Here is a 24,974-nt window from a genome sequence, read left to right as displayed (position 1 = left end):
GCCATTTACCAAAAAGAATGGTAACAAATGGATAACTGTAAAAACCGATTAAAACAAAACAGACCACGGCACTTTCAGCAAAATGTTTGGCCTGCATGGTGGCCAGATTTAATGTTCCGGCTTGACCTGCCGCAGCCAGGGAATTCAAATTATCCTGACTCAAAAAATTAAAGCCCAATCCTAAAATTTTGTAAAAAACGATATGGATAATAAACCAGACAATTCCTAAATTCACAATGGTTTCAATGATCCCCCGGGCGGGTTGAGGAACCTTCTCAAAAGGCCAGTCCCCCAACAAAATATGCTGATACGCACCCACAAGGATCATCATTGCCAGATACATAATAAATGGGTACGGAAACAAACCCACAGGTCCCCTGGGATCACTCAAAAGATACCAAAGCACCCAGGCTATCAATGTAAAGACTACCAGTGAAATAATGCCGGTGAACGGCTGGCCCCATCTGGCAACCATCTCTCCGGGCGCTGTTGATGCTGTTTTTTCAACAGCTTGATTTATTGTACCACTTTCAGATTGAATGCTACCTGTTCTTTCCATTATTACCTCCCTTAAATTGTTCATCTTGATGATCAAATTTTTTCTAACCCCTTCCCTGTCAACATAAAAAACTTGATCATCGAGTTCATGGATCAGAGGCTCGCTTTTTGATCGTAATCCTCCCTGATATCCTTTTTGCTGATTTTACCCACCGACGTTTTGGGGATAATTGCGTCTAATATGATTTTATTGGGGACCCCGTATTTTGGAATCTGCCCCTTTTCCACAAAAGTCATGCAGAACGCCTGGATATCAGACTCAGAGACCTTGCCTTTGAAGGCTTCTTTCAATACCACCATTGCCATGGGGCGCTCCCCCCATTTTTCATCCGTAATGCCAACCACGGCAACCTCGTTAACCGCTTCATGCTGGCTGATAATATCTTCCAGCTCCAGAGACGAAATCCATTCTCCACCGGTTTTGATCACATCTTTCAGTCGATCCGTTATTTTCAGATATCCCTCCTGATCAATAACGCCGATGTCTCCGGTGTGAAGCCAGCCGTTTTTCCAGAGCTCCTCGCTCTTTTCATCGGATTTGACATACCCCTGACTGAGCCAGGGTGTCCGCGCAACCACCTCACCGGCTGTCTGTCCATCATGGGCAACAGGATTACCTTCCACGTCCACGATTTCCAGTTGAACCTCGGGTACGGGAAGACCGGTTTTACAACGAATCTCCACCTGCTCATCCTCTCCCCAGTCCAGCATATGGGGTTTAAGATTGGCCAGCGTCAGTATTGGGCAGGTTTCAGACATCCCGTATCCGGTAAAAAGGTTAATCCCATGGCCAAGGGCCTCCTTGCAAAGCCCCTTGGAAAGGGCTGATCCTCCGATGATGACCTTCCAGCCCCTGAGATCCATATCGTTAATGGATGGGCTTGTAATGAGCATGTTCATGATGGTGGGTACACAATGGGAATAGGTTACTCGCTCCCCGACTATGAGTTTTAGTAACATTTCAGGTTCATAGCGACCCGGATAAACTTGTTTTGCTCCCAGCAGTGTCATAAGATAAGGCATGCCCCAGGCATGGACATGGAACATGGGAGTCATTGGCATGTAGACATCCGCCGAAGAAATATTGGCCTGGGAGGCATAGGCGGTGAGGCCAGCCATAACGCCGTAAGTATGAAGCACGATCTGGCGATGACTGAAGAAAACCCCTTTGGGAAGGCCGGTGGTGCCGGTGGTATAAAAAGTTGTGGCCATGGTGTTTTCGTCAAAATCAGGGAAAACATACTCAGGAAGTGCTGAGGATATCAAAGCTTCGTATTCACCGCTGAATTCAATGGAAGACGCAGGGATTTGACCTTTGTCAGACAATAAAATAACCTGTTTCACCGTCTCAAACCTGTCCTTTACAGATTCCAGGAGGGGCAAGAATTCTTCATTAATAAGAATGATGTCATCTTCGGCATGGTTAATTGTATAAATAAGCTGCTCTGATGTTAAGCGGATATTCACAGTGTGGAGCACAGCCCCCATCATGGGTACGGCGAAAAAACACTCCAGATAACGGTGGGAATCCCAGTCCATGACTGCAACGGTATCTCCTGGCTTGACCCCCTGTTCTTTTAGCATGGATGCAAGCTGTTTTACCCGTTTTCCAAATGTCTTATAATCATAGCGCAAGCAGTCTCGGTACACAATTTCCTGCTCCGGAGCGTAAATCAAGGGCGTGTTTAAAAGATGCTTAATCAGAAGTGGATAGGTGTAGGCGCTCTGGGTGGGGGTAATGAGTTTTGTTGTCATCATATCTCCTTTGTCCATTTTTCGCTTGGGTCATTTGACCGTTTGTTAAATTTGAAAATTCCGGAATACTATCTTTTCTCCAGACAATGGAACTCGATGATTAATTTTTTATGTAGATAGATATGGGAAAAAGATCAGTCCCAAAAACTTGATCATCGAGTAAAACCAAGCTCGACAATGATTTTGAACCTGCCTGCCATAATAGGGGATGTTTAAGGAGAAAAAAATCGGTGTAAAAACCATAATCGCGTAAGCGAAAAACGTAAAATCATGTAGGGAATTTCCCTACAGAGACAATTAAACTTTCAGAATGTATTTATTTAGGAGGGGGCTAACGAAACAGCGTCCGAAGTTGGGTGGGAAAACAGGGTTGATCATAGAATGGGGCACTGGCCAAACATTTACATGAGTAATACAAATACTTACATTGAACCTTAAATGTCTCCTTTGAAAATACCGGTTTCCACCCAGATCACAGCATATCGAACCAATTCAGTGGCGTTTTTTAAATTCAATTTTTCCTTGATCCGTTCCCGGTAGGTGCCGATGGTCTTGATACTGATATTGAGCTGAGATGCAATTTCCTTGGAGGAGCGTCCCGCACCAATGAGTTGGAAAATTTCAAGTTCCCTGTCCGTAATGTGTTTCAAGCGGGACTCGTGGACCAGAGTGGGCTGTTTTTGAAAGGTGTGAAGAATCTGACTCATGATAGCGGGACTGACATGAATATGACCGTCCATAATACGACGAATCGCGGTGACCACGGATTCAGAAGCTTCCTGTTTCATTATATAGCCCTTGGCCCCCGCCATGATGCACCTTTCGGCATGCATGGCTTCGTCGTGCATGGAAAGCACCAGAGATACCATGGGCTTATGGTGGGCATGAATCTCCTTGACAAGATCCAAACCATTACTCTCTTTTAAAGAAAGATCCACAATAACAAGGTCCGGCCTTTCATGTTCAATGAGTTTTCCGGCCCCTGGCACATCTTCAGCATGCCCGCATATCGTCATATCACATTCCTGGTTGATCATTTCCTCCATTCCCATGCGAAAAATAGGGTGATCTTCAACAATAAGTATGCGAATCATGTTTGATGTAATCCTGAATGGCTTGAAAGTTTAATTCGAAGTTTATGGGTTTCTCTCCAGGGTAAGCAAAACAATGGTACCACCACCCGGAGCTGCTTTAACATCAAGTACCGCACCAATCCTTCCGGCTCGATATCTCATTATTTGCATGCCCATGCCGCGGAACAAAGCAGAGGTCCGGAATCCGATGCCGTCATCCTTAACCGCTAATCTGGCGGTTTCATCTTGATTCGTCAAGGAAATATATATATTTTTGGCCCGGGCATGTTTTACAGCGTTGTGTACTGCTTCATGGACAATATAATAAGCATGGGTGGCCATCGTTGTATCATCAAATGGTGAAATGACATCACAGGAGAGAATACAGGAAAGGTTAAACACCTCTCTGATATATGTGGCCAACTCTTCAAGGGAAGCATCAAATCCCAGCTCTGTAAGGTTCACAGGAAACAGCCCCTTTGACAGACGGCGGGTTTTCTCAATGGCATCCAGAATCAGGTCACGAATTTTGCCTGTACGCTGCGCTTCAGCGTCTAAGGAGACATTGCCTTTTTTTCCATGTAGACGCTGTTGCAACATTTTGGTCATCACCTCGATACCGATAAGCTGGGGGCAAAGATCATCATGCAGTTCCATTGCAAGTTTCTGACGTTCCCTTTCACTGATGATGATAATTTCCCGTTCCAGTCGCCTGGCGTCGGTCATATCCTCAATTGCGCCAAGAATGCAGGATTCTCCCCACAAGGTTATCTGTTCCATGGAGATCATTCCGGTTCGCTTTTCTCCGGTGGCAGTAAGAAATGTGATTTCCCGATTATTAAGAAGAATTTTTTCCGTCAGGGATATTCTCATTTTTTTCCAATCCCCGGGATGGAAGAAAAAATGAATGGCCGACAGCTCTTTACCGATAACGTCAAACAGGCTGTAGCCGGTAACTGCCAAAAAACGGTCATTGACATTGATAATTCGGCTGTCTTTTAATGCGGCGATAAACATGCCTGAAGGACTGCTTCTAAAAGCTTTTGAAAACATTTCTTCCGACAGGCGAAGGGCCTTTTCATTTCTTTTTCGCTCACTGACATCCCGAAGAACGCCACTGAATCCCTTGGCGGTATTCTCTGAAGAGCTCCTCAGAGACACTGAAGCTTCAACCGTACAAATGGTGCCGTCGGCTTTAATTAATTCAAGATCCGGCAATTGCTTTGCCCGATTGGACAACTTTACCTTGGTAAAGATTTTGTCCAACGCTTCGTAATTTTCAGGCTTCATGTAGCTACATATTCTGCTACCCACCACATCTATTTCTTTTTTCCCCAGAATTTTACCCATGGAATGGTTGCAAAAGCTGAAAGTTCCGTACAGATCCACTTCAAAATATCCTTCTTCCATGCGTTCCAGAATGGTTCGATATTTTTCCTCGCTGGACCGAAGGGCCTGGGCTGTCATTTTGTGCTGGTTCATTTCCAAGCGTAAATTGGTGGCATAGCTGTTCAAGGTATCCATAAATTTATTAAAATAATCTGCCAGCTGTCCGATTTCATCGGTGGACTTCACAGGCATGCGAATATTGAAATCTCCGGATGCGCCCATGGCAAATTGGTTCATAAGGATCTGCAACGGCCGGATAACGGTGGTGTTTATCCACAGAGATGTACAAAAGACCAGAACACAAATCAAAAAGACAATGGTGAAAATAATATCTCGAACAGTCTTTAATGGGGCAAAAATCTCATCCAGGTATGTGGTGGACGCCACAATCCAGTCATATTTAGGAATATATTTAAAAATGACCATTTTTCTCCGCTCAATGCTCTCTCCCGGATTTTTCCAGGTGTAAACGGCTTTTCCGTTTTTCAAACGACATATATTGCGAACAAAATAAACACCGTCCCTGTCCTTTGCATCAAAAAAATTACCGGTCATAAACGGATGCACAATAAGATTGCCACGGCTGTCATTTATATAGGTATAACCGCTCTTTCCAAAGGTCAGGCTCAGGATACTTTCCCTGAAATCAGAGATATTAATAAGTTCTGCAAATTCTTCTCTATAGGTGGAGGCGGCAATAATCCAATCCCATGGTTCAAAGTAGGAGATGTACATGGCTTTGGGCTTTAATGCGTCCTCTTCAGGATTCTTCCAGTCATACTCAAGATACCCGGTTTTCATTTGTATCATTTTCTTGACAAATTTCCGGTTTAAAAACTTTTTTCCGGCCACTCCGGTATTGGGGTGTTCTATGGCGATCCCAGTGGAGCTAACGCAAAAAATATATCCAGTTCTACCAATGGTCTGACTGAAAAGAATTTTCCGGCACAGAAGTTTGGCCTCATTTTCCGTCATCAAGCCCTTGAGAAAATCACCATGAATGTTCTTTACGATCTCCTTATTTTTATCTGCAATGGCCCTGAGGTGATTTTTAATGGAAGTGGCAGCTGCCGTTCGAACCATATTTTGAATGGCAGCTGTGGCATTGGTCAGCTCACTTTCAATATTGGCTTCAATGGTACTGCGAACCTGCTGGTAAATGACGGCTCCGCCCAGCAAAATGGCCAGTACGGCGACCAAGGTATAACCGCCCAACAGTTTTGTTCTAATCTTCAGGTTTGTTAAAAATCGTATTAATTTGACCATTTTTAATATCTTGAGTTTCATGTGATTCTGAGCTTGATCACAACAGTCGATGTGTGACCAAGCCCAACGCTACATCCGATATTAAACAAACTGTGAATGCAGGGCTGTCATGGTCTTTTCAAGATCCGTTTCATGGACAAGGAAATAAAGTGCTGCCCTGGAAGGGCCAAAGGAAATCATTTCAATGTTGACATCCACATCGGAAACCGCAGTGAAACACCTAGCGGCAATGCCCCGATGATTATGCAGCCCATCGCCCACCACACTGATAAGAGCCGTATCCGTAATCTGCTCGGCTTCCCGGAAAAGCCGGGGTTTCATTTCATTTAAAACCGTATGGGCCCGGCCAATATCTTTCCGGGACAACAGCAGGCTGATACATGTCTGAGAGGTGACCACAGACTTGATATTAATACCTGCCTGGGAAAGCAACCCGGCAATGTGAGCCAGAATTCCCTGACGCAGTCCCACCCCCGAAGCGTATACTTTTAACACGGCAATATCCATGGAGTGGGAAACACTTTTGATGACATTTTTTGCAGATACGGCCTGCTCGGTGATCAGGCTGCCGGGGCCATCGGGGTTCAGCGTGTTTTTAATGGCAATATTGATACCGGATTTGCGCACCGGCTCCACGGTTCTGGGGTGAAGAATGGATGCGCCGGAATAGGCAAGCTCCGAGGCCTCTTCGTAGCTGAGCACCGAAATAAGTTTAGCCTCGGGAATTACCCGGGGGTCTGCTGTCATAAACCCTTCGGTGTCCTTCCAGATTTCAAGTAGATCTGCCTTTAAAGCAGCTGCCACCACAGCGGCTGAATAGTCACTGCCCCCCCGGCCAAAGGTGGTGACTTCGTCGGATTCACTGATGCCGAAAAAACCGGGAATAAACACAATGGTTTCCCTGGTTAAACGGGGCAATACATTGTGTTTAACATTTTCAGTGGTTTTTTCCATGTTTGCCGTTGCATCGGCAAATCGCCCGTCGGTGATGATGCCAGCGTCCCGGGGCATGATGCAAAAAGCGTCTTCACCCCTGCTTTTCAGTACCCGGGATATCAGCAGGACCGACAGGCGTTCGCCATAGCTGATGATGATATCCCGCATCCGGGGGGTGGCTTCCCGGGTGAAGTTAATCCCGAAATAATACCGTTCAATTTTTAAAAAATGGGGAGCCAGCTCCTGCTCCAAGGCCTCGTAATCGGCATTGCCCGGCATCAGACCCCTGGCAATCTTGAGATGCTCTTCCCGAATACCTTCAATGACAGCACCGATAAGGGCTTCATCTTTCAATGCCAGATCAATACCGTTGATCAGCCGGTCTGTAACACCGGAAAGAGCAGACAAAACAAACACATCTCCCCTGCCCCGTTTTGCAATCAAATCCACAATACTGCGAACAACCACCTCTCCTTTTAAACACCCACCACCAATTTTTATAACCTTCATTGACTTTTTTTATGCCTTTCAAAACCCCAACTCGTACATGAAAACACTCGTTATTTCTGACAGTCACACGAGATATTACCTGCCAGTATTTCTTTCCAATCTCCCAGAACATCGTGGGTCCAGCAATCATCTGCCCCGGCGGCTTCCCGCATCACAAGCGCCATAATATAAGAAAGTTCCTTAACTGTCGCCCCTGCCTCCAGGGCACCCTTGAAATGTTTCAGCACACAGGGTTTGGATCTTCCCTTGATGGACAAGGCAAAACAAATAAATTGAAAAGTCTTTTCATCAATGGTTCGTTTATTCTCATAAAGTGCATCCATTTCATCAAGTTTTTCAGCAAACTCGGGAAAAAATTCTGCCAACATTCTCATTTTAATCTCCTGTTTTTAAAAATAATAGGGCTTGCTCACAACATTTGCCACCCGTTATAAGCCCATAAAAGGGGTGATTCCGTTGATTTAATCTTCAGCAAAAATATTACAAACCCATTTTGTGTCCATTATTACGCAGCCAGGGTAATCATAGCAGTTTCCACGGGAAAATCATGATAACATCCCCTTACATTACAATTATCTGAGATGCGGTGCTGGTGAATAACAAAATCAAAATCCTTGAGCCGCTCATAGAAGGATTCAAACACATGGGATCTGGTTTCAAGGCAGATCCTGCAGTCACAATGAATGTCGAACAAAGCCGCCGCATGGTGCATCATCATAAAAAAGCACGCCGCAGACATGTACCTTGGAAGTGCTTCCTTGTAAATTTCCGGATAAAACTTGGAAACATTTATGGCTTTGGAAAAGACATCATGGGACACGATCAGAGACGTTGAAATATCATGTTTTTTTTCTTTGCTGTAGAGAAAATACTCTATGCATTCCCCATCTTTTTTATAGGAAAGGGAAAATCGTCGGAAAAAGGCCGGTACATGGATTTCCATGAATGAAGATCCATATATTTCAGGAACAAGGACCGCCGGTAAGCTCATATCAAAAAAGGCCGTTCCCTGAGTCCATCGGTTAAACAAATCATTTTGCGTAAAACAATAAGCCATGGCCCGGGGTAACTCCAGTGGCATCCAGGCCTTTCCATGCATTTCACATATTTTTTCAATGCTCTGCCTTGCCAGGGAATAAACAAAATTGCTGGAGCCCGAAGAATCAATTTCAGCGGTGGCATCCCCGGATGTAAATGCCTGTTTGCATATCATACCATCGTAGGATGTCCAGGCCCTGCAGATGAACGGACGTACCGGATATATGCTGCACACGCCCTTTTCCAGGAAAATGCAGGGAGTCCGGTCTTTAACGATCACGCGATGTTCAAGGTCAACATCTTCGGTGAGTTGCCGGTTGTTGGTGATACGTTCTTGTAAAGTCATCTGCTGACCGCTGGTAAATGTTTCTTTCATCCAATAAAATAAAACCAGGGCCTCCAGCGGCGTTAGTTTTACCTGGGCGTGACAGCAATAGCTGCAACCGGAACTGCAGGCCACCGGCACACCTGACTGTTCTGCGTGGACTCTGGAAACAATACTTTCAGACAGTGTGGTTATTTTCTCCAGCGACAACCGGCACCCTTCAACGGTTAGATCTGCATTAAAAAAGGGTATCAGAATATCTGAAAAAAGGTCGCTCAAGGCGCGTTTTACTTCTGCATGGTCCATTTCCATATAGTTCTCTCCTTGGTAAAACATACGGGTATGGCAGAGAGGAGACCACAGGAATTTGTGGAGACATCAGAGCATACAGGTTGTAAATTTATTGGTTTTGATCACAGCGCTGGTAATCCTTGACCGTCGGGATTGCAACGGTGCCTGGCCTGCATTGTTTCTGTGCTCAAGCCCGATTGAGCCTAACTTATCAAATAATTGTTTATTGTAAAGAGCAAAAAACACAATAATGCAGCCTTGATCCCGTTGATCCACCAGTTATAACAACCTGGGGATGGGCAAATCCCTTGGTTCTTTTTGACAAAGCCGTATATCTATAGTATCAAAACAAATATTTTGAATTTTGATCATTGAGTCCTATTTGCTAATCTTGTAGATATTCGGGTTGATAATGTAAATGCTGGGCCGGGCTTGTTCATAACATGGGCCACTTTGGGGTACCTGCCGTATATTTACCTAATCTTTTAGCATCATCCCTCAGGAGGATAAGGTGGAACTGGAAGAATTGTTAACATGCCCGATGGATATAAAGCAGTGTCAATTCTATGACGACTATATTCGCTTGAAGAAAGAATGCGAGCGGCTCAAAAAATTATCCATAAGAGATGAACTGACGGGTTATTACAACTACGCCTTTCTTCTGAATACACTTGATTGTGAAATGGAGCGAACAAGACGTTCCGGCCTTCCCACCAGTATCATCATGGCAGACATTGATTTTTTCAAACGAATCAACGATCAGTTCGGTCATGAATGCGGCAACACCGCCCTTCGCTGGGCCAGCACAATATTTAAAAGAAATATTAGAAGAATGGATTTCCCCTGTCGGTATGGTGGTGAAGAATTTGTGTTTGTCCTGCCCAACGAAGGTCTTGCAAATGCGGTAAAAATGGCAGAAAGACTTAGAAAGGCGCTGGCAACTACCCCCTTGATACTCAAAAACGAATCGGTCACACTTACGGCAAGTTTTGGGGTGGAATCATACAAAGGCTTTCATTATGATACCGTGAACCAATTTATAGAACGTTCTGATGCCTGGATGTACCAGGCAAAAAAGACAGGCCGTAACCGTATCTGCTATAACAGGAAAGCTCTGACCACGGAATCCAGACAGATCAGCATGGAAGAACGAATAGCTCTTTTTTCATAAACCCTGTTTTTCCCAGAAGTCAAGGTTTAAGGACGTCAAATTTTATTGATTTATAATTTATCAAGCCCGGGGTTCTGAATTCTATGAATGCTGCCCCTGGAAAACGGTGAATTAAAAAACAGCCGAGTACCGAATTATTGTTTTTCATGATGCCGGCTGTTTTTCATGTCTGCCACCTTTTGTTGCAGAATGTCGTCAAAACTTTTTTTTATGACCCGCGCGCCTGGACACTCTTCCCGAATAGGTTTACCAGGATCTCCGGTCCGGCGTTGATGTCCCTGCTGAAAACTTAGAAAACCCCTGGCCTTCTTAATCAGAGGCTTTGCAATGTCCAGACTCCAATTGAGTAGAAATAACCATGGGATAAGGTCAGTTCCCTTTGCAGTATCACCATCAAGGCCATAAGAAGACGACTCGACAGACTTCAACTGGGTACATACAAGGTTATAGGCAAGGTTAATCCGTGTCATCTCAACTTCGGCCGCTTTCATCAAAGACGGATCATGGGCAAAGCGGTCCGGATGGCATTGTTTTGCCTTGCTTCTGTATTTTGCCTTCACCATTTCCAGGGAATCCCCCGGTACAACGCCAAGCAACCCAAATGCTTTTTCCCTGTTCATACACCGTCACCTATTCCTCTGCCGTATCCAGAGAGAAGGAGGCGTTATTTTTCTTATCTTCATACATGGCCTGGTCGGCCCGGTGCACAAGCGCTGCCCCGGAATCCCCCGGCTTTGCCATGGCAAGGCCTGCGCTAATTTCTACCTTGATATTGGTTTTACGGGTATGAGAAATAAATTTTATGGCCTTTAAACGCGCTTTAAACCTTTGAATACCCTCCTGAACATCGTCAGCATCCAGGCCATCCACCAGCACAACAAACTCATCGCCACCATAACGGGCAATAAAATCCGATTTTCGAAAATTAGCTTTCAAATTATTGGCTATGGCTTTAAGAACTTTATCGCCAGCCACGTGGCCAAAGGTATCATTAATCCACTTAAAACGATTGACATCAATCATGATCAGTGCCAGACATTCCCCGACTTCAGATATCCGGGCAATGGATTTATTCAATTGCATCTCAAATGATTTGCGGTTGTACACTTCGGTCAGGCCGTCAAATAAAGCCGCCTGCTGAAAGCTTTCCGCCTTGGCAAACATTTTTCTGGCATCGGCTTGCACATCAGCCACTTTTTTCTTTAATTGATTGATTTTTTTATTGGCCTGTTCAAGTTGATCAAGCTCCACCTGCTTTTTCCGGGCAATAATTTTTTTAATATTTCCCAGTTTCTTAAACACTGCCGTCTTAAGGTCATGGATATTCTGCTTAAACTCAAAGGCCTGGGTGATGGCCCCCATTTCTTGACCGATGGTGTCTTCAAAATTCTGAAACGCTTTCGCCCGGATATCTGTATTAAATTCATCCTGGGTGATTTTTTCGATCATTTTAACCTGTTTCAATAAATCTAAAAAAGTTTCATTGACTGCCATGAAATCACTGAAAATTTTTTGTTTCAATGCCACGCTGTATTCGGTAAAGGCTTGAACCTGTTGTCCAACAGTATCCATGGCAACACCTGCGTTAACATCAATGTGGATGGTGGATGCCTTTTTTTCAAGGGTTTCCTCCAATGGATAAAAATCTTCCAGAAAGAAATAAATAACACGCCTGAGCATACGTAGAATCTCTGTAATCTGCGTTGTTAAAGCATCCGTTTCCGCCTGGATGTCTCCAAGGGACAACCGCGTGGTACCCGCAAGCTCTCTTGCTAAAATCTCTTTACGCAGAAGTTTAATTGATTTTTCAATAGACTTCAGAGGCAGAGGAGATTCCTGCCTAAGCAGAGGTTTTATATTGTTTATTTCATTTGCATACTCAGGAAAGGATTCTGCAAGCATACCATAGGTACTTATTACTCTGATCAGACACTGTTTTTCTTCAAACAAGTTTTTCAGAAGGATCTCTACATCCGCTTGAGTATAATTTTTTTCACTCATTTTATTCTTACCCATGCTGAACTAACTGAATGACAAAATCAAAATCATTTCAATCAGAAGTCCAGACATCATGTTTCGGAATTCATCATATTTTGGGGGCTTCATCACAAGATCGGCCATTCCGGCATGGGGTCAGGTTTCGCCTTGTTGACACTTTTATTTAAATCTGCCTTCAAACACACAAATAGCTGATATGAATATAAAACCAGATAGAAGTTTTAGCCTTTAATCACACACGCTTGAGCCCGTTGGTCCACCAAATTGCGACGGACGACCGACGTTATGGCCAGCTGTTTTTTTTAAACAGCTGGCCATTAAAACAAGTGCTCAAATCTGAACAAACTGCTTTAAAGATGCTGCCTTGACCTTACATTACACACGGGTTATAGTAAATGGTTTTAGAAAAAAATGGCATTAAACAACAAAATTAACAACATGTAATAAGGTGAAAAAATAATAGAATATTTATACATTCATACACCTTGCATTACAATAAATGCTCATGGTGGTTTCCGAAGGCTTGTCGAAAAAGGGAATAGGGCTTACTTTGCCTGCAGTATCCCTGGAAAATCGGCTTTCAATAAATAAAGTTTGACCACACAAGTCGGGTTTGATCACAAGATCGGCCACTCTGGAGTTGGATCAAGATTGGCTTATTGGCACTCTTATTAAACAGAACTTTTAGATAACAGGTGGCTGTTAAAAGCATGAATTTTGATAAACACATCAGCCCTCAATCGCACAAGCCTGAACCCCTTGGTCCACCAAATGTGACGGGTGGACCATGTTGTGATCAAGCCAGGCTCACCCCTATTATAATGACTGGCCAAATATTATAACCACCTCCCCAAAACAAGACTGAAGAAGCGATGGATATACCACAAATAAATAAAGCTGATACCCAACAAAAAATCCATACATATATTTCAAACATGCCCAGTCTTTCCACCACCGCCGCCAAAGTAATGCAGGTATGCAACACCACCATGCCCTCCCCCAATGACTTGAACCGCGTGATCTCACTTGACCCCGTCCTCACGGGAAAGGTTCTGCAACTCATTAATTCAGCATATTATGCACGGCGTAATAAAGTGACATCCCTAACCCGGGCCATCATCATTCTTGGCATCAATACCATCAAAAATATTGTATTAAGCTCCGCCATTGTAAAATGCATTAACAGCAGTCCCGGCGGGGATGGTCTGGATATGGATGCTTTCTGGAACCACTCCATTCAGGTGGGTGTCTCGGCAAAATTGATCGCCAGAGAAATGGCTGTTCCTGCGATGGAACAGGAATTATTTTTTCTGGCAGGCTTAATGCACGACCTTGGCAAAATCCCCTTGAGTCATCAATTTTCTCAACATTACGCCCAGGCACTGAAAATTTCAAAAGCCCGGCGCATGGATATATGCATCATTGAAAATGCATTGTTGGGATTTACCCATTGCGGTGCCGGAAAAATGATTGCCGAGAAATGGCAACTGGGAGATGCCATAAGAGATGGACTGACGTTTCACCATCTCACCAGAATCAAAAAAAAAAGAAATAACAGTCAATTAGGATTAATAATTGAACTGGCGGACGTTTATTCAAATTTATGTGACGCACAGAACCCGTCCGGAAAAATGGAAGTTCCACAGGAAGAACTCTCCCCTGAATTTAAGATGCTTCTAACGCATACAGGTATCCATTTTCAAAAACTCACAGAATTTCATGGCATCATTTCAAAGGAAATCAAAAATGCTAAAAGCTTTTTAAATTTAGCTTAAGGGGGATCGTGGCCAACGGTGTCGCATTGTCGATGAAAGCCCTGCTTGTCACACAGAAAACCGTATGACCAACACAAAATATAAAATTTAAGGCAATACAATGAAAATTAAATTTTGGGGAGTTCGTGGCTCTATACCATGTCCAGGACCCGATACCATTAAATATGGCGGCAACACTGCCTGTATTGAAATTTCATTTAAAAATCCAGATCGTTTGATTATTTTGGATGCTGGATCAGGTATAAGAGAACTTGGGAATTCATTAATGACCCGGGTTTTGTCAGAAGGCCCCCTGAATCTTGAAATTTTTCTTTCCCACACACATTGGGATCATATCATGGGGTTTCCCTTTTTTACTCCGCTTTACATACCCGGTACAACAGTAAAGGTTTATGGGCCGGTATCCTGTGGTACCACTCCGCTTGAAAATGTTGTGGGCGGCCAGCTTACCTACGAATATTTTCCAGTCCGCCAGACGGAACTGGCGGCAGAAATAAAATATTTTGAACTCCAGGAAGGGCGCTATGACCTGGGGAACGGGGCCATTTTAAAGGTGCAATATCTGAATCACCCCCTGCTTTGCCTGGGTTATCGTTTTGAATATCATGACAAAGTACTCTGCACGGCATATGACACGGAACCCTTCAGAAATATTTTCTGCAATGATCCGGAAGACGAATCCTATGATGCAAATATGGCCGCGGAAGGAGAAGAAGTCGCTCAACAGGAAAATCGGCGACTGGAAGCCTTTTACCAGGATGCAGATCTCCTTATCCATGATGCACAGTATACCAGTCAGGAATATACTTCCTCAAAAATCGGCTGGGGACACAGTTCAGCCGAATATGCCATTGAAACTGCCCAAAAGGCCAATGCAAAACAATTGGCTCTGTTTCACCATGACCCCATGCGCACAGATAAAGAAATTGATGCTTTAAGTGAGCAATTTTGTAAAAACACTGCCAATGGAAGACTTGGGGTGTTTTTTGCCAGAGAAGGAATGGAAATCTCGTTATAATGCCGTTGGCATCCCTTCCCCCCAAAAAAAATATTTTTTTCTCAAGTTTTTTGCCTGGTGTGTCGAGATATAAATCGAATGACTTTTTCAGCTCAAACAGGATGGCCCTGTTTTTTACCGCTAATACCCTGGCAACCTGGGTTGATCGAGTAAATGAGATAAAGACCGTTGATTGCTGCTCTTAACAGATATTATCTTTCTGCCAGAGCTGGCGAACAAAAATTGGGGTAGGACTATGGTTATTTCCACATACCAGATAAACAACGTCTTGAGGGTTTATGGCAACCAGCTTCGTCAAGGACGTATTTCAAGTCAAACCAGACCAGGAAACCAGCGCACCCCGGATATGGTAAGCATTTCTGCCGGAAATAAGAGAGACGCGGTAATTGAAAAAGTCTCCACTGACATGCTGGACCAGATTGCCAAAAACGGCCCACAGAGCCATGATGAAAAACAAGCTTTTGAAAAACTCCAAGACGAATATGGCCACCCCTTGATCCTGTCCAGAAAAAATGGGAATGAGTTCGAATTTAAAGCCATAGACGATACAGGTACCACAACCCTTGAAATTTCTGAAGAAACCTCTGGTGAGCTGTTGGAACAATTGAAAGGACATATTAAAAACACCGTCAGCCAAAACATGATTTAGAAATTTGTGATTTCAGAGCAGCGGATTATTAAGAATCCAGTGAGGAAGAACCAGTTGGTATGCCTCATCCTTAATTACAGTATTGACCACGTATCTGGAGCATTTTTATATGAAAATTGACAATACCTACACAAACTACGATCTTGAAAAAATATCTCCAAAGGCTGGAAAAACTGCCGTGGGAACCGGTGAACAACCTTCCGAGTCCGCCTCCCCGGATAAACAAGGCGCCACACAGGATGCCATTGTTAATTTGTCCCAAGCCTCCAAGGAGGCATCGCTCATGAAAACCGCCATTGCAGATACCCCGGATATCAGACAGGACAAGGTTCTGGCCCTTAAAGAAAAAATTGCAGCAGGGCAATATGGATTGAACCCCCAGGCCATTGCCGACAAAATGGTGGATCACTTTACAAATGATTTAATGAGCTTTTGATATTCATGTGGGGCCTGGTTTCAGGTTTACAGCCAGCCCCGGCTGAACAGCCTGCCCAAATCAAAACTCCATTACCTCACACCACCGCTTCCTTTTGTATTTTTTCAGTGTCTTGAACAAACAAACGGGTCCTGTGGGAATAGCCCCCTTCTGAAAGGACCACCTGCACCGCCTGCTGGCACAGGGGATTTACAACCAAAGGCCCCATGAAATTTCCTGTCATTTTTCCAGGAGCTCCCCTCGGAATATTCACCACCACATATATTTCCAGTGATTTCAAAATTTGCGCATCATCCATTTGCCAAGCCATATGGGCAAGCCCCTCTTTGACATGTGGATTATAATCCGGCATAAAGAGGTAGGGTCGGGTGATGACAAAGGCCAGATCCGGATCATCAAGGCATTGATACCAGAAAAAAGGGGAATCTTTTTTGTTTTGTATAATTACATACCGCCTGTGTTCGGAAAAACCCAGCATACCATGGGGCATGTCTATTACCTGCTCATCGCTCAGGGTTATCTGACCAAATCTTGTGGTTTGAATCTTCACTTTTCTTCCTTTGTACTGGTAATCCGGGTGTAAAATTCAGATGCAAGGGAAAGCGATTCGGCAGTCATGGCTGCCGCGGCCATATTTTCTTCCCTCACCCGCTCATATACTTCCTGACGATGAATGGTGACATCCCGAGGGGCTTCAATTCCCACTTTAATCTGCGTTCCCTTGATTTCAAGGAAGGTAATCACAATATCATCGCCAATGGCAATCTGTTCTCCTGACTTCCGTGTCAGTATAAGCATGGCACATCCCTGGCCTTTAAGGTTTCAGTCAATTCTTAGATTTAATCATAACACAATGACTCCATTGGTCCACCAATTATGACCACTGACCATTGTTATGAGCAATGCCTACAGGTAATCCAACAGACTCAGTTCCATCACCTTTGAAGATGATGCAAGAGCTGCCTGGTAAACCAACTGCTTTTGTTGAAGATTGGTTATGGCCTCAGTAATATCGACATTTTCAATGCCGGATAAACGTTCCGTCTCACTGAGGGTCAGGTCCTGATAAATGGCTGATTTTATGTCCATGCGGTTCATTTTTGTTCCCACTGTGCTGATGGCCGTATTCAGTCGGTTAAAATCCTCCTCAAGCGCAGTCATGGCCGTGTTTATACCGGTAAGGTCATCACCTTCCAGGGCTGCTTTAAAATCCTTAAGGGTATCAAACAAATTTCCGAATAACTCCTCACCATCATTGCCAATGGTCACAGTGCTGTCTCCAATTTTTATGGAAAAAGGGTTGCTGTCTCCATTGTAGTTTGCCGTGTTCTCCTCATCCAAGGTAAATGCCGGGACGTTGGTCTGGGAACCGGAAAAAAGATATCTATCATCTACTTTTATATTGGCAAGTGAGATAATTTCTTCCATGGTATTTTGAACAATCCCGGCAGCCGATTGTCGTTCAGCATGGCTTATGGGGGCATTGGCCATCTGTATGGCCAGGGTTTTTGTGTCAGTAACCAAGTTCTGGGTCTGGGTCAGGGTGTTTTCAGAGGCGGTCAACCATGTATTGCCAAGGGAAATGCCCCTTTCCACCTGTTCAAATCCATCAAGGCTGGATCGGATACCCAGGGACTTGGTAAGCCCTATGGGATCATCGGAAAGCTTCAGAATCCGCTTACCGGTGATGGCCGTTTCCGTGGCATCGTTCAAATCGCTGGTGATATTTCCCAGGTTGGATCGGACCATATTATACACCATAGTATTGGCAATTCTCATAGGAGACTCCTTGATTTCCAGAAAAATTTTTCCGGTTTTTTCTTCCGGATACATTCAGATATCCTGATCTCACAGCCAGGTAAAAGTCCTATTTCATATTAAGCAAAGTATCCAGCATCTCATCTGCGGTGGTAATCAATTTGGCAGCAGCCGCATAGGCACTCTGGGATGTCATCAGATTTATCATTTCTTCATCCAGGGAAACGCCTGAAAAACTATCCCGCATGTCCGTCAATTGCTGGACCATTGCTTCACTGGTGTCTTTGTTCATGTTGATGCCCGACGCAAGGGTAGCCACAGATCCCAGCAGTGTATGGTAAAAAGTTTCGGCTGTGGTTTCAAGAACTCCCACCGTGCCACCATCGGCATCTCCTATGGTCATGGAGGTAAACTGCAGATCCGCAATGGCCACGGCATTAGAATTATCTCCCACTACCCGAGTACCCGTTCCATCAAGGAGACCTGCCGCAATAAAGTCTCCTCCGGATGTCACGGTGTCATTAACCCCCATGTTTCCGGCAGCATTTCCAGTAAAAAAAGTATTTATTCCAAGGGCAGCCAGTACATTGCTTGTATCATCGGAAAACGCGAAAGAATACCCGCTGTCTGCGCTGATTTCAAAGGGGGCACCATCGCTTACTTGCGCGGAAATGCCTTCCAGAGAATCAATCTTGTTAGCAAGGTCAGTCAGCGAGTCGGTACTGGGATCAATATTGATTGGGTGGGATAAAACAGTACCGTTACCATCATCCACCCACAGCTTAACTTCTCCGCTAACAATCTTGTCATGATAGGTTAAATCGGAAGACCCCATAGCTACGTTTACATCCGAGGCCGGATAGGAGCCGGACACCGCCTCAAAATTTTGCAGTCCGGTACCCTGGCTGTGCTGGCTGTTCACCTGCCAGATAAATGCGTTGGACACGGCATCAATATCCTTTTGATAATCAGGTACCACATTATCCCGGATATCCAGCCATCCACCGATTTTTCCACTGTCTGTGCTTTGAGTGATGTCCCACTTATTGCCTCCGGCGCCCGAAACCAACACCTTACCATCGCTGATTTCCATGTCAAAACTGCTGTTGTCCCGCACAATATCAATGCCGTTACCAGCCATTACGGTAAGATTGCCCTCCTGGGTTTCAAAGGAGGAAATGTTCATGTATTCAGACAGCTCACTCACCTTGGAATTGCGCATATCCCTCAGAGTATGGGCGGCATTCCCCCCTGCTTCCGCCTCCATGATCTGCTCATTAAGTCCGGCAATGTCCTGGGAAAGCACATTGACCGCTTCAACCCCCACCGCAAGGGAGTCATTTACGTCCTTCACCAGAGCCTGCATTTCTGAATCCAGTCTATTAAAAGCCTCTGCTAACAATGCGCTGTTATCGGAAAGTACAATACGTTCCGAAGTGCCGGAGGGATTGTTTGCCACCTCCTGCCATGAATTCCAGAAAGTTGACAGCAGAGAAGACACATCCGCGTCGGAATCCGGGCTTAAAATCTGCTCAATGTTTGAGACATATGTATCCTGTTCCTGATAAAAGGAAAGTGAGGTGCTCTGCTCCTGCAGCCTCCCTTCAAGAAAACGATCGCTGGCACTGGTCACCGCATCAATTTCAACCCCGCGGCCCAGAATCAGGTTATTACTTTTTTCCGGGTTGGATGCCTGAAGTAAGGCTGTCTGTCTACTGTAACCGGGGGTATCAACATTGGCAATGTTATTAGAGGTTACCTCAATACCGTGTTTATGAACGGATAAGGCAGAACCTGCAATATTAAATATAGACCCCAGACCGGACATGATCAGACCTCCTGGCTCAAAATATGGGTTGATTTTCCCTTATTAATGCTGCAGCGACGATTGTATATCATGGGGGCGTTGGACCTCCTGCCGCCCCTTGAGATGATGGCCATCATGTCATCAAGAAATTGAAGGGAATCGTTCATAAAAATCATGTTATGCCGCCTTAACCCCTCAATATCTTTTTTTAAACTGTCAATGCGTTGTACAGTCTTGTTAAAGGCCCCGAGAGTTTCCCTTGGAAGAATGCTGGACAATAATTTTAAATCAAAGGGTTCAAGATGAATCAAAGGGGCAGCAACAGTGATAATTTTTTGTCTCAGGTGAGAGATCTCCAGGCACAAGGCATCTTTTTTACTTGAGATATTCCATAAAGCCGTCACATCCACGTTGATAAGGGCACAACGCTCTTCATTAAAACAGTGATGCAGGTCATGGTAAAGTGACATTTTCTTTTCAAGCATTTTTTCGATGGATTGAACCATTGCCTCTTCCATAAAAATCCATTGCCCCTTTATGTATTATCGACGTCACGTGACATAACTTTATCTATTTCTGCAGTATTTTACCCAGTCTTCATTTCTGTATATGGAAATGGGTTCAGGATGAGGGTGCTGCCCCCATTAAACCTGCAATTGTGAAGAGCTACCGATCTTGTGGTCAAGCCCTATGCCTTCAACTTTTCAAAGAGTATTTCACCCAGACCAATTCCCCCACCAGATGACATGGTACCGGCCAGTTTCTCATTGAACATGGATTTAATGATTTTTCCATCATTGCCATTCAAAAAACCACCCTCTCCAGAAATGCCGGTATCAGAGGCCTTGAGCATCTGATTGATAAAAATAGATTCAAAATCACTGCAGGCTTTTTTAAGGCGTTGTGAATCATTGGTCTGCTGGGGGGCCATTGGCGTTGAGCTTGTCTGTGGGATTTCTATTATCATGGCTTTGATCCTCTAAATGATTTCCAATTCTGCCTGAAGTGCGCCCGCCGCCTTCATGGCCTGTAAAACAGTAATCAGGTCTCTGGGGGTAATCCCGATGGCATTGAGGGCCTTGACCAACTCATCAATGGTGCTGCCCCCTTGAACCATCATCAGTTTATTGTCTTCCTCTGTCACGTTTACATCACTGTCTGGAGTCACCACAGTGCTTCCACCGGGGGAAACTACCACCCCGCCATCCATCTGTGAGGCAGGAGCCCCCCTGCCCGAAGGTGCAAAGGGAGCAGGTTGAGACACTGTCTGGCTTTCTTTGATCTGAATACTCAGGTTGCCATGGGCCACGGCCACTTTGGAAATCCGTACATTTTCCCCGATCACCACAGTTCCAGTGCGCTCATTGACAACAATTTTTGCCGTTCCATCCGTTGCAACTTCCAGGGTTCCCATTTGGGCAATCAAATCCACCACCCGATTGCGAAATGCTTCGGGTACTTTAAACTCCAGGGTACCGGAATCAATAGCTGTGGTGCTGCCTTCTCCATAGTTGGCATTAATTACCCGGGAAATGGCTGATGCAGTATTAAAATCCGGTTCATTTAAAATCATAACCAGGGATTGTCTGGATGACAGGGACAGCGGAATTTCCTTTTCCACGGTTGCCCCCCCGGAAATTCTGCCCACCGTAGGATGATTTTTCTGGACACCACCACCGGCTGCACCCCCCACAATATATCCACCCACGGAAAGGGGGCCCTGGGCCAATGCATAAACCTTATTATCAATGCCCTTCAAAGGTGTGAGCAAAAGGGTCCCTCCCACCAGACTTTTGGCGTCACCAATGGAAGAGATGGTAACATCAATTTTTTTACCAATTCTGGCAAAGGCTGGAAGGGTGGCACTGACAATAACTGCGGCAACATTTTTCACCTTTATGTCCGAAGCATTGACCCGAATACCCGTATGTTCAAGCATATTGGCAAGCCCCTGAAGGGTAAATTCGGTACCGCTCTTATCCCCGCTTCCATTAAGCCCGATGACAAGGCCGTATCCAAACAACTGATTGGATCGAACTCCCTGGATGGAAACAACATCTTTTATCCGTGCAGACATTGCAAAAGAAGGCATTATAAACAAAATCATACCCACCACAAGCCACAAATACCTAAAAGGGCCAAACATTATCCACCACCTTCCCCAGCCATCCGGGTTTCTGTTTATCGGCAACGGCACCTACTCCGGAATAATAAATCTGGGCATTTGCGACATAGGTTGAGGCAACCTCGTTGTTGGTGCTGATATCTTCAGGCCTGACCAGTCCAGAGAACACAATGTACTGGGCTTCATGGTTGACCTTGACTTCTCTTTTCCCATTGATGACCAAGTTCCCATTGGGAAGCACCTGTACCACCACTGCAGAAACATAGGCTTTGATGTGTCCATCCCGGCCACTGGTACCGGAACCTTCAAAGTCCGATGCCAGGGTGGCATTGATAAGATCATCACTTCCCGGATTCTGGGGCAAATACGGATTTTTGGCTGCCAGGGACTCCATATATCCCAACAGCTTGAGCTTGGCATTGATGCCGGAGGATTTACTGGTGCTAGTGGTGGCATTTAGACTTGCTTCGGGATCTTCCACAATCCGAACCACAACAATATCCCCCACCTTTCTTGCCTTTTTGTCAAGGTACAGTTCAATGCCGGTGGCTTCCGACCACAGGGAACCTTCTGCTCTTGGAGCGTAAAGCGTTTTTGAAAATTCCGGCATCGTAACCTTTTTTACCTCGGTGACATCTGCGGGCGAAAGCGGCACCGTCGCGCACCCTGTCAAAGCCAGTATTCCCAATAACAGAAATCCGGCCAGCTTTAAAAAATTCATTTTTATCCCTGCCCTTTTAGATGTCCACCTGAACCATCAAATTATCAATGACTCGTGCAATGATTTTTTTACTGCTCATGGTATTCAGAACACTGACTGTCTGCCCCTTAAACCCGTCATCAAGAACCTTACCGGGGACCGTCACCCGTAATCCTCCAGACTGAACCAGAATGGTGACCATATCACCCCGCTGGACAACGGGGGATTGCTTTAATACCCATCGTTTCAGGGTGTCATTGTCTTTAATATTATGCTTTGTCATAAGCCCCACCACCTGGCTCATGTCAACCAGCACATCATCCATCATACTTGAGATATTTCTTCGCTCCAGATAAATGTCTTTTGCCTTGATAACGGTTCCACGCTTAAGACTTCTGGATGCACACACAACCGTTTCAAAAACATCCAGCCATCCACACAACTCCACTTTGTTTTCCAAGGAACCATTAACCGTGACCACCGCTTTTAATCGAACATACTCAACCAGTTCATTGTGTCCCTTCTGAATTATCTGAATCTGGACTTTTCCCCGGGGCACCGGCTCATTATGCAGTACCTTGAATTTAGAAATTATAACATCGGTGGGAGCACGGCCTGACTGCTGAAAGACAAACTGGTCAAAGGCTTCTCTAAATCTGGCGCTATCAATTGTTTGATATTTGTTTTCATTATTATCTGTTTTATGGATGGATGCTGCCTTAACACCTTGAACACCCCAAAAGATAAGCAGCACCAGCGCCATAAAATTCTTTATGCAGTGTGTTTTAGACATATCACTTACCTTTTAAGGTTATTGGCCGCCTGCAGCATGCTGTCGGCTGTCTGAATAGATTTACTGTTCATCTCATACGCACGCTGGGCCATGATCATGTTCACCATCTCCTCCACAACATCCACATTCGATTTTTCAACAAATCCCTGGAGAATGGTCCCCATTCCCTCTGATCCCGGTGTTGCGAAAATTGCCTCCCCCGATGCATCGGTACTCATGTACAGATTGTGCCCCAGGCTTGACAGTCCTGCAGAATTGGCAAAACCATATATCTCTATTTCACCCAGAACCACCCCGGTGCCGGTGGGATCAAAGGCGGTGACCTGGCCATACTTGTCAATGGTCACAGATAAGGTGTCCGCTGGCACCGTCATCTCTGGTTGGAGTTTGTCTCCGTTGGGGGTGACAATATTGCCCTCACTGTCCATCTTAAAATTTCCGGCCCTGGTATAGCGTTCCTGATCATTACTCATCACCTTGAAAAATCCCTGGCCTTCAATGGCAATGTCCAGCTCGTTTTTTGTCTGTTCAAAATCCCCCTGCATGAACATTTTTTGAACCCCTAGGGTCTCTGTTCCCATGCCCACCTGAATCCCCGTGGGGATCTGATCACCCCCAGCGGTTTCGGCCCCGCCCTGGTTCAAGGTCTGGTACATCAAATCCTGGAACTCAGCACGACTTTTTTTAAAGCTGGTGGTATTGACATTGGCAAGGTTATTGGAAATAACATCAATGGTTGTCTGTTGGGCAGCCATTCCAGTTGCTGCGGACCACATTCCTCGTATCATACAATTTCCTCCTTACTCCAGCCCAAATCCAGAGAGCATTTTATCCGTCATTTCTCCCATGTTCTGAATAAGCCCCTGGGTGGATTCATAAATCCTGAACATTTCCATCATTTTAACCATTTCTTCGGTGGGATTAACATTGGACTTTTCCAGAAACCCCTGTTTCACCTGAATATTTTCAGGCTCAATGAGGTTATCAGGGGCTCCGGTATTGGAATATGTGGAATTAGCTTCTTTTACAAGATCCTGGAGACGATTAAAGTCCACCACCGCCAATTGATCAATCGCCTGGCCATTTACAGACACCTCACCTTCGCTGGAAATACGCACTTCGCCCCCCCTAAGCTCCAGGGGGCCGTTTTTACCCATCACCCGTTCCCCCTTGTCTGTAACCAAATATCCCTGGGAGTTCAGAGTAAAGGCACCATTTTGGGTATACCGCTCCCCCTTATCTGTTTGAATTTTAAAAAAGCCAAAACCATCCAGTGCCACATCCAGTGGATTTCCTGTCTGAACGATATTTCCCCTGCTAAAATCAGTGGTTGATCTTTGAGCTAAACTCATGGCAAAGGATGAGGATTGAAACGAGCCATCATCTTTCTTAAATCCATTGGTGTTTACATTGGCAAGGTTATTGGAAATTGCATCAAATCTGGTTTTTTGAACCAAAGCGCTGTCAATGGTGGTGAATAATCCTGATATCAAAGCGTCCTCCTTATTAAAACGGCATCCCCATGGAAATTCCCCTTGAGTGATTGATCCCGCGATGTGTTCACAGTAAATCTCTTGTTGTTTCCCATACGTTTATACTGTGG

24 protein-coding genes are annotated in these 24,974 nt (G+C 44.9%); 5 read left to right on the top strand and 19 right to left on the bottom strand.

Going from position 1 to position 24,974, the window contains the following annotated elements; all coding sequences use genetic code 11:
• Positions 1-651 precede the first annotated feature (651 nt).
• From ACYQ2M_RS10535 to ACYQ2M_RS10510, 6 genes are all read right to left on the bottom strand, one after another.
• The gene (locus tag ACYQ2M_RS10535; RefSeq protein ID WP_459916298.1) at positions 652-2,316 is read right to left on the bottom strand and encodes a fatty acid--CoA ligase; all 1,665 of its coding nucleotides are present in this window, start codon (positions 2,314-2,316) and stop codon (positions 652-654) included.
• A 431-nt stretch (positions 2,317-2,747) separates the two neighbouring features.
• Positions 2,748-3,407, bottom strand: a complete 660-nt coding sequence (locus ACYQ2M_RS10530; RefSeq protein ID WP_459916297.1) for a response regulator — start codon at positions 3,405-3,407, stop codon at positions 2,748-2,750.
• Positions 3,408-3,449: 42 nt separating this feature from the next.
• Complete coding sequence (locus ACYQ2M_RS10525; protein WP_459916296.1) at positions 3,450-6,041, bottom strand: cache domain-containing protein; 2,592 nt, start codon at positions 6,039-6,041, stop codon at positions 3,450-3,452.
• An 81-nt stretch (positions 6,042-6,122) separates the two neighbouring features.
• Positions 6,123-7,487 (bottom strand): aspartate kinase, encoded by a 1,365-nt coding sequence (locus tag ACYQ2M_RS10520; RefSeq protein ID WP_459916295.1) that lies wholly within the window; start codon positions 7,485-7,487, stop codon positions 6,123-6,125.
• Positions 7,488-7,537: 50 nt separating this feature from the next.
• A complete protein-coding gene (locus ACYQ2M_RS10515; protein ID WP_459916294.1) occupies positions 7,538-7,861 on the bottom strand; it encodes a carboxymuconolactone decarboxylase family protein in 324 nt (107 codons plus the stop codon).
• Between the two features lie 131 nt (positions 7,862-7,992).
• On the bottom strand, positions 7,993-9,162 hold the full coding sequence (locus ACYQ2M_RS10510; RefSeq protein ID WP_459916293.1) for a YkgJ family cysteine cluster protein: 1,170 nt from the start codon (positions 9,160-9,162) through the stop codon (positions 7,993-7,995).
• 490 nt (positions 9,163-9,652) lie between these two features.
• Between ACYQ2M_RS10510 and ACYQ2M_RS10505 the strand changes: the two genes are divergently transcribed.
• Positions 9,653-10,312 (top strand): GGDEF domain-containing protein, encoded by a 660-nt coding sequence (locus ACYQ2M_RS10505; protein WP_459916292.1) that lies wholly within the window; start codon positions 9,653-9,655, stop codon positions 10,310-10,312.
• 134 nt (positions 10,313-10,446) lie between these two features.
• On the opposite strand, the gene ACYQ2M_RS10500 is transcribed toward ACYQ2M_RS10505, so the two are convergent.
• Positions 10,447-10,932, bottom strand: a complete 486-nt coding sequence (locus tag ACYQ2M_RS10500) for a J domain-containing protein (protein WP_459916291.1) — start codon at positions 10,930-10,932, stop codon at positions 10,447-10,449.
• A 10-nt stretch (positions 10,933-10,942) separates the two neighbouring features.
• Positions 10,943-12,313 (bottom strand): GGDEF domain-containing protein, encoded by a 1,371-nt coding sequence (locus ACYQ2M_RS10495; RefSeq protein ID WP_459916290.1) that lies wholly within the window; start codon positions 12,311-12,313, stop codon positions 10,943-10,945.
• Positions 12,314-13,182: 869 nt separating this feature from the next.
• Here ACYQ2M_RS10495 and ACYQ2M_RS10490 point away from each other — a divergent pair.
• The 4 genes from ACYQ2M_RS10490 (at position 13,183) to flgM (ending at position 16,188) form a co-directional block, all read left to right on the top strand.
• Positions 13,183-14,085 (top strand): HDOD domain-containing protein, encoded by a 903-nt coding sequence (locus ACYQ2M_RS10490; protein WP_459916289.1) that lies wholly within the window; start codon positions 13,183-13,185, stop codon positions 14,083-14,085.
• Between the two features lie 100 nt (positions 14,086-14,185).
• Positions 14,186-15,103, top strand: coding sequence for an MBL fold metallo-hydrolase (locus tag ACYQ2M_RS10485; RefSeq protein WP_459916288.1), 918 nt, complete (start codon positions 14,186-14,188; stop codon positions 15,101-15,103).
• A 235-nt stretch (positions 15,104-15,338) separates the two neighbouring features.
• Positions 15,339-15,752 (top strand): DVU0524 family FlgM-associated protein, encoded by a 414-nt coding sequence (locus ACYQ2M_RS10480; RefSeq protein ID WP_459916287.1) that lies wholly within the window; start codon positions 15,339-15,341, stop codon positions 15,750-15,752.
• Between the two features lie 109 nt (positions 15,753-15,861).
• Entirely contained in the window at positions 15,862-16,188 is a 327-nt protein-coding gene (gene flgM, locus ACYQ2M_RS10475) for a flagellar biosynthesis anti-sigma factor FlgM (protein WP_459916286.1), read from the top strand.
• Positions 16,189-16,264: 76 nt separating this feature from the next.
• Here the strand turns inward: flgM and fliW are convergent, their stop codons facing one another.
• From fliW to flgF, 11 genes are all read right to left on the bottom strand, one after another.
• Positions 16,265-16,738: a flagellar assembly protein FliW gene (fliW, locus tag ACYQ2M_RS10470; protein ID WP_459916285.1), complete on the bottom strand. Its 474-nt coding sequence runs from the start codon at positions 16,736-16,738 to the stop codon at positions 16,265-16,267.
• Positions 16,735-16,986 (bottom strand): carbon storage regulator CsrA, encoded by a 252-nt coding sequence (gene csrA, locus ACYQ2M_RS10465; protein WP_459916284.1) that lies wholly within the window; start codon positions 16,984-16,986, stop codon positions 16,735-16,737. Before csrA ends, fliW begins: the two co-directional genes overlap by 4 nt.
• Positions 16,987-17,094: 108 nt before the next feature.
• The gene (gene flgL / locus ACYQ2M_RS10460) at positions 17,095-18,021 is read right to left on the bottom strand and encodes a flagellar hook-associated protein FlgL (RefSeq protein WP_459916283.1); all 927 of its coding nucleotides are present in this window, start codon (positions 18,019-18,021) and stop codon (positions 17,095-17,097) included.
• Positions 18,022-18,055: 34 nt separating this feature from the next.
• A complete protein-coding gene (gene flgK / locus ACYQ2M_RS10455; protein ID WP_459916282.1) occupies positions 18,056-19,774 on the bottom strand; it encodes a flagellar hook-associated protein FlgK in 1,719 nt (572 codons plus the stop codon).
• A gap of 2 nt (positions 19,775-19,776) precedes the next feature.
• The gene (gene flgN, locus ACYQ2M_RS10450; protein ID WP_459916281.1) at positions 19,777-20,259 is read right to left on the bottom strand and encodes a flagellar export chaperone FlgN; all 483 of its coding nucleotides are present in this window, start codon (positions 20,257-20,259) and stop codon (positions 19,777-19,779) included.
• Positions 20,260-20,441: 182 nt separating this feature from the next.
• On the bottom strand, positions 20,442-20,720 hold the full coding sequence (locus ACYQ2M_RS10445; RefSeq protein WP_459916280.1) for a rod-binding protein: 279 nt from the start codon (positions 20,718-20,720) through the stop codon (positions 20,442-20,444).
• A gap of 12 nt (positions 20,721-20,732) precedes the next feature.
• Positions 20,733-21,845 (bottom strand): flagellar basal body P-ring protein FlgI, encoded by a 1,113-nt coding sequence (locus tag ACYQ2M_RS10440; RefSeq protein ID WP_459916279.1) that lies wholly within the window; start codon positions 21,843-21,845, stop codon positions 20,733-20,735.
• A 37-nt stretch (positions 21,846-21,882) separates the two neighbouring features.
• On the bottom strand, positions 21,883-22,599 hold the full coding sequence (locus tag ACYQ2M_RS10435; protein WP_459916278.1) for a flagellar basal body L-ring protein FlgH: 717 nt from the start codon (positions 22,597-22,599) through the stop codon (positions 21,883-21,885).
• A gap of 16 nt (positions 22,600-22,615) precedes the next feature.
• Entirely contained in the window at positions 22,616-23,371 is a 756-nt protein-coding gene (gene flgA / locus ACYQ2M_RS10430) for a flagellar basal body P-ring formation chaperone FlgA (protein ID WP_459916277.1), read from the bottom strand.
• A 5-nt stretch (positions 23,372-23,376) separates the two neighbouring features.
• Positions 23,377-24,159 (bottom strand): flagellar basal-body rod protein FlgG, encoded by a 783-nt coding sequence (gene flgG / locus ACYQ2M_RS10425; RefSeq protein WP_459916276.1) that lies wholly within the window; start codon positions 24,157-24,159, stop codon positions 23,377-23,379.
• A gap of 12 nt (positions 24,160-24,171) precedes the next feature.
• Entirely contained in the window at positions 24,172-24,864 is a 693-nt protein-coding gene (gene flgF, locus ACYQ2M_RS10420) for a flagellar basal-body rod protein FlgF (protein ID WP_459916275.1), read from the bottom strand.
• Between the last annotated feature and the right edge of the window lie 110 nt (positions 24,865-24,974).

The organism is Desulfocicer niacini (assembly GCF_054657595.1).
Note: the sequence above shows the minus strand (reverse complement) of the source record. Positions and strands in the feature narration are given on the sequence as shown.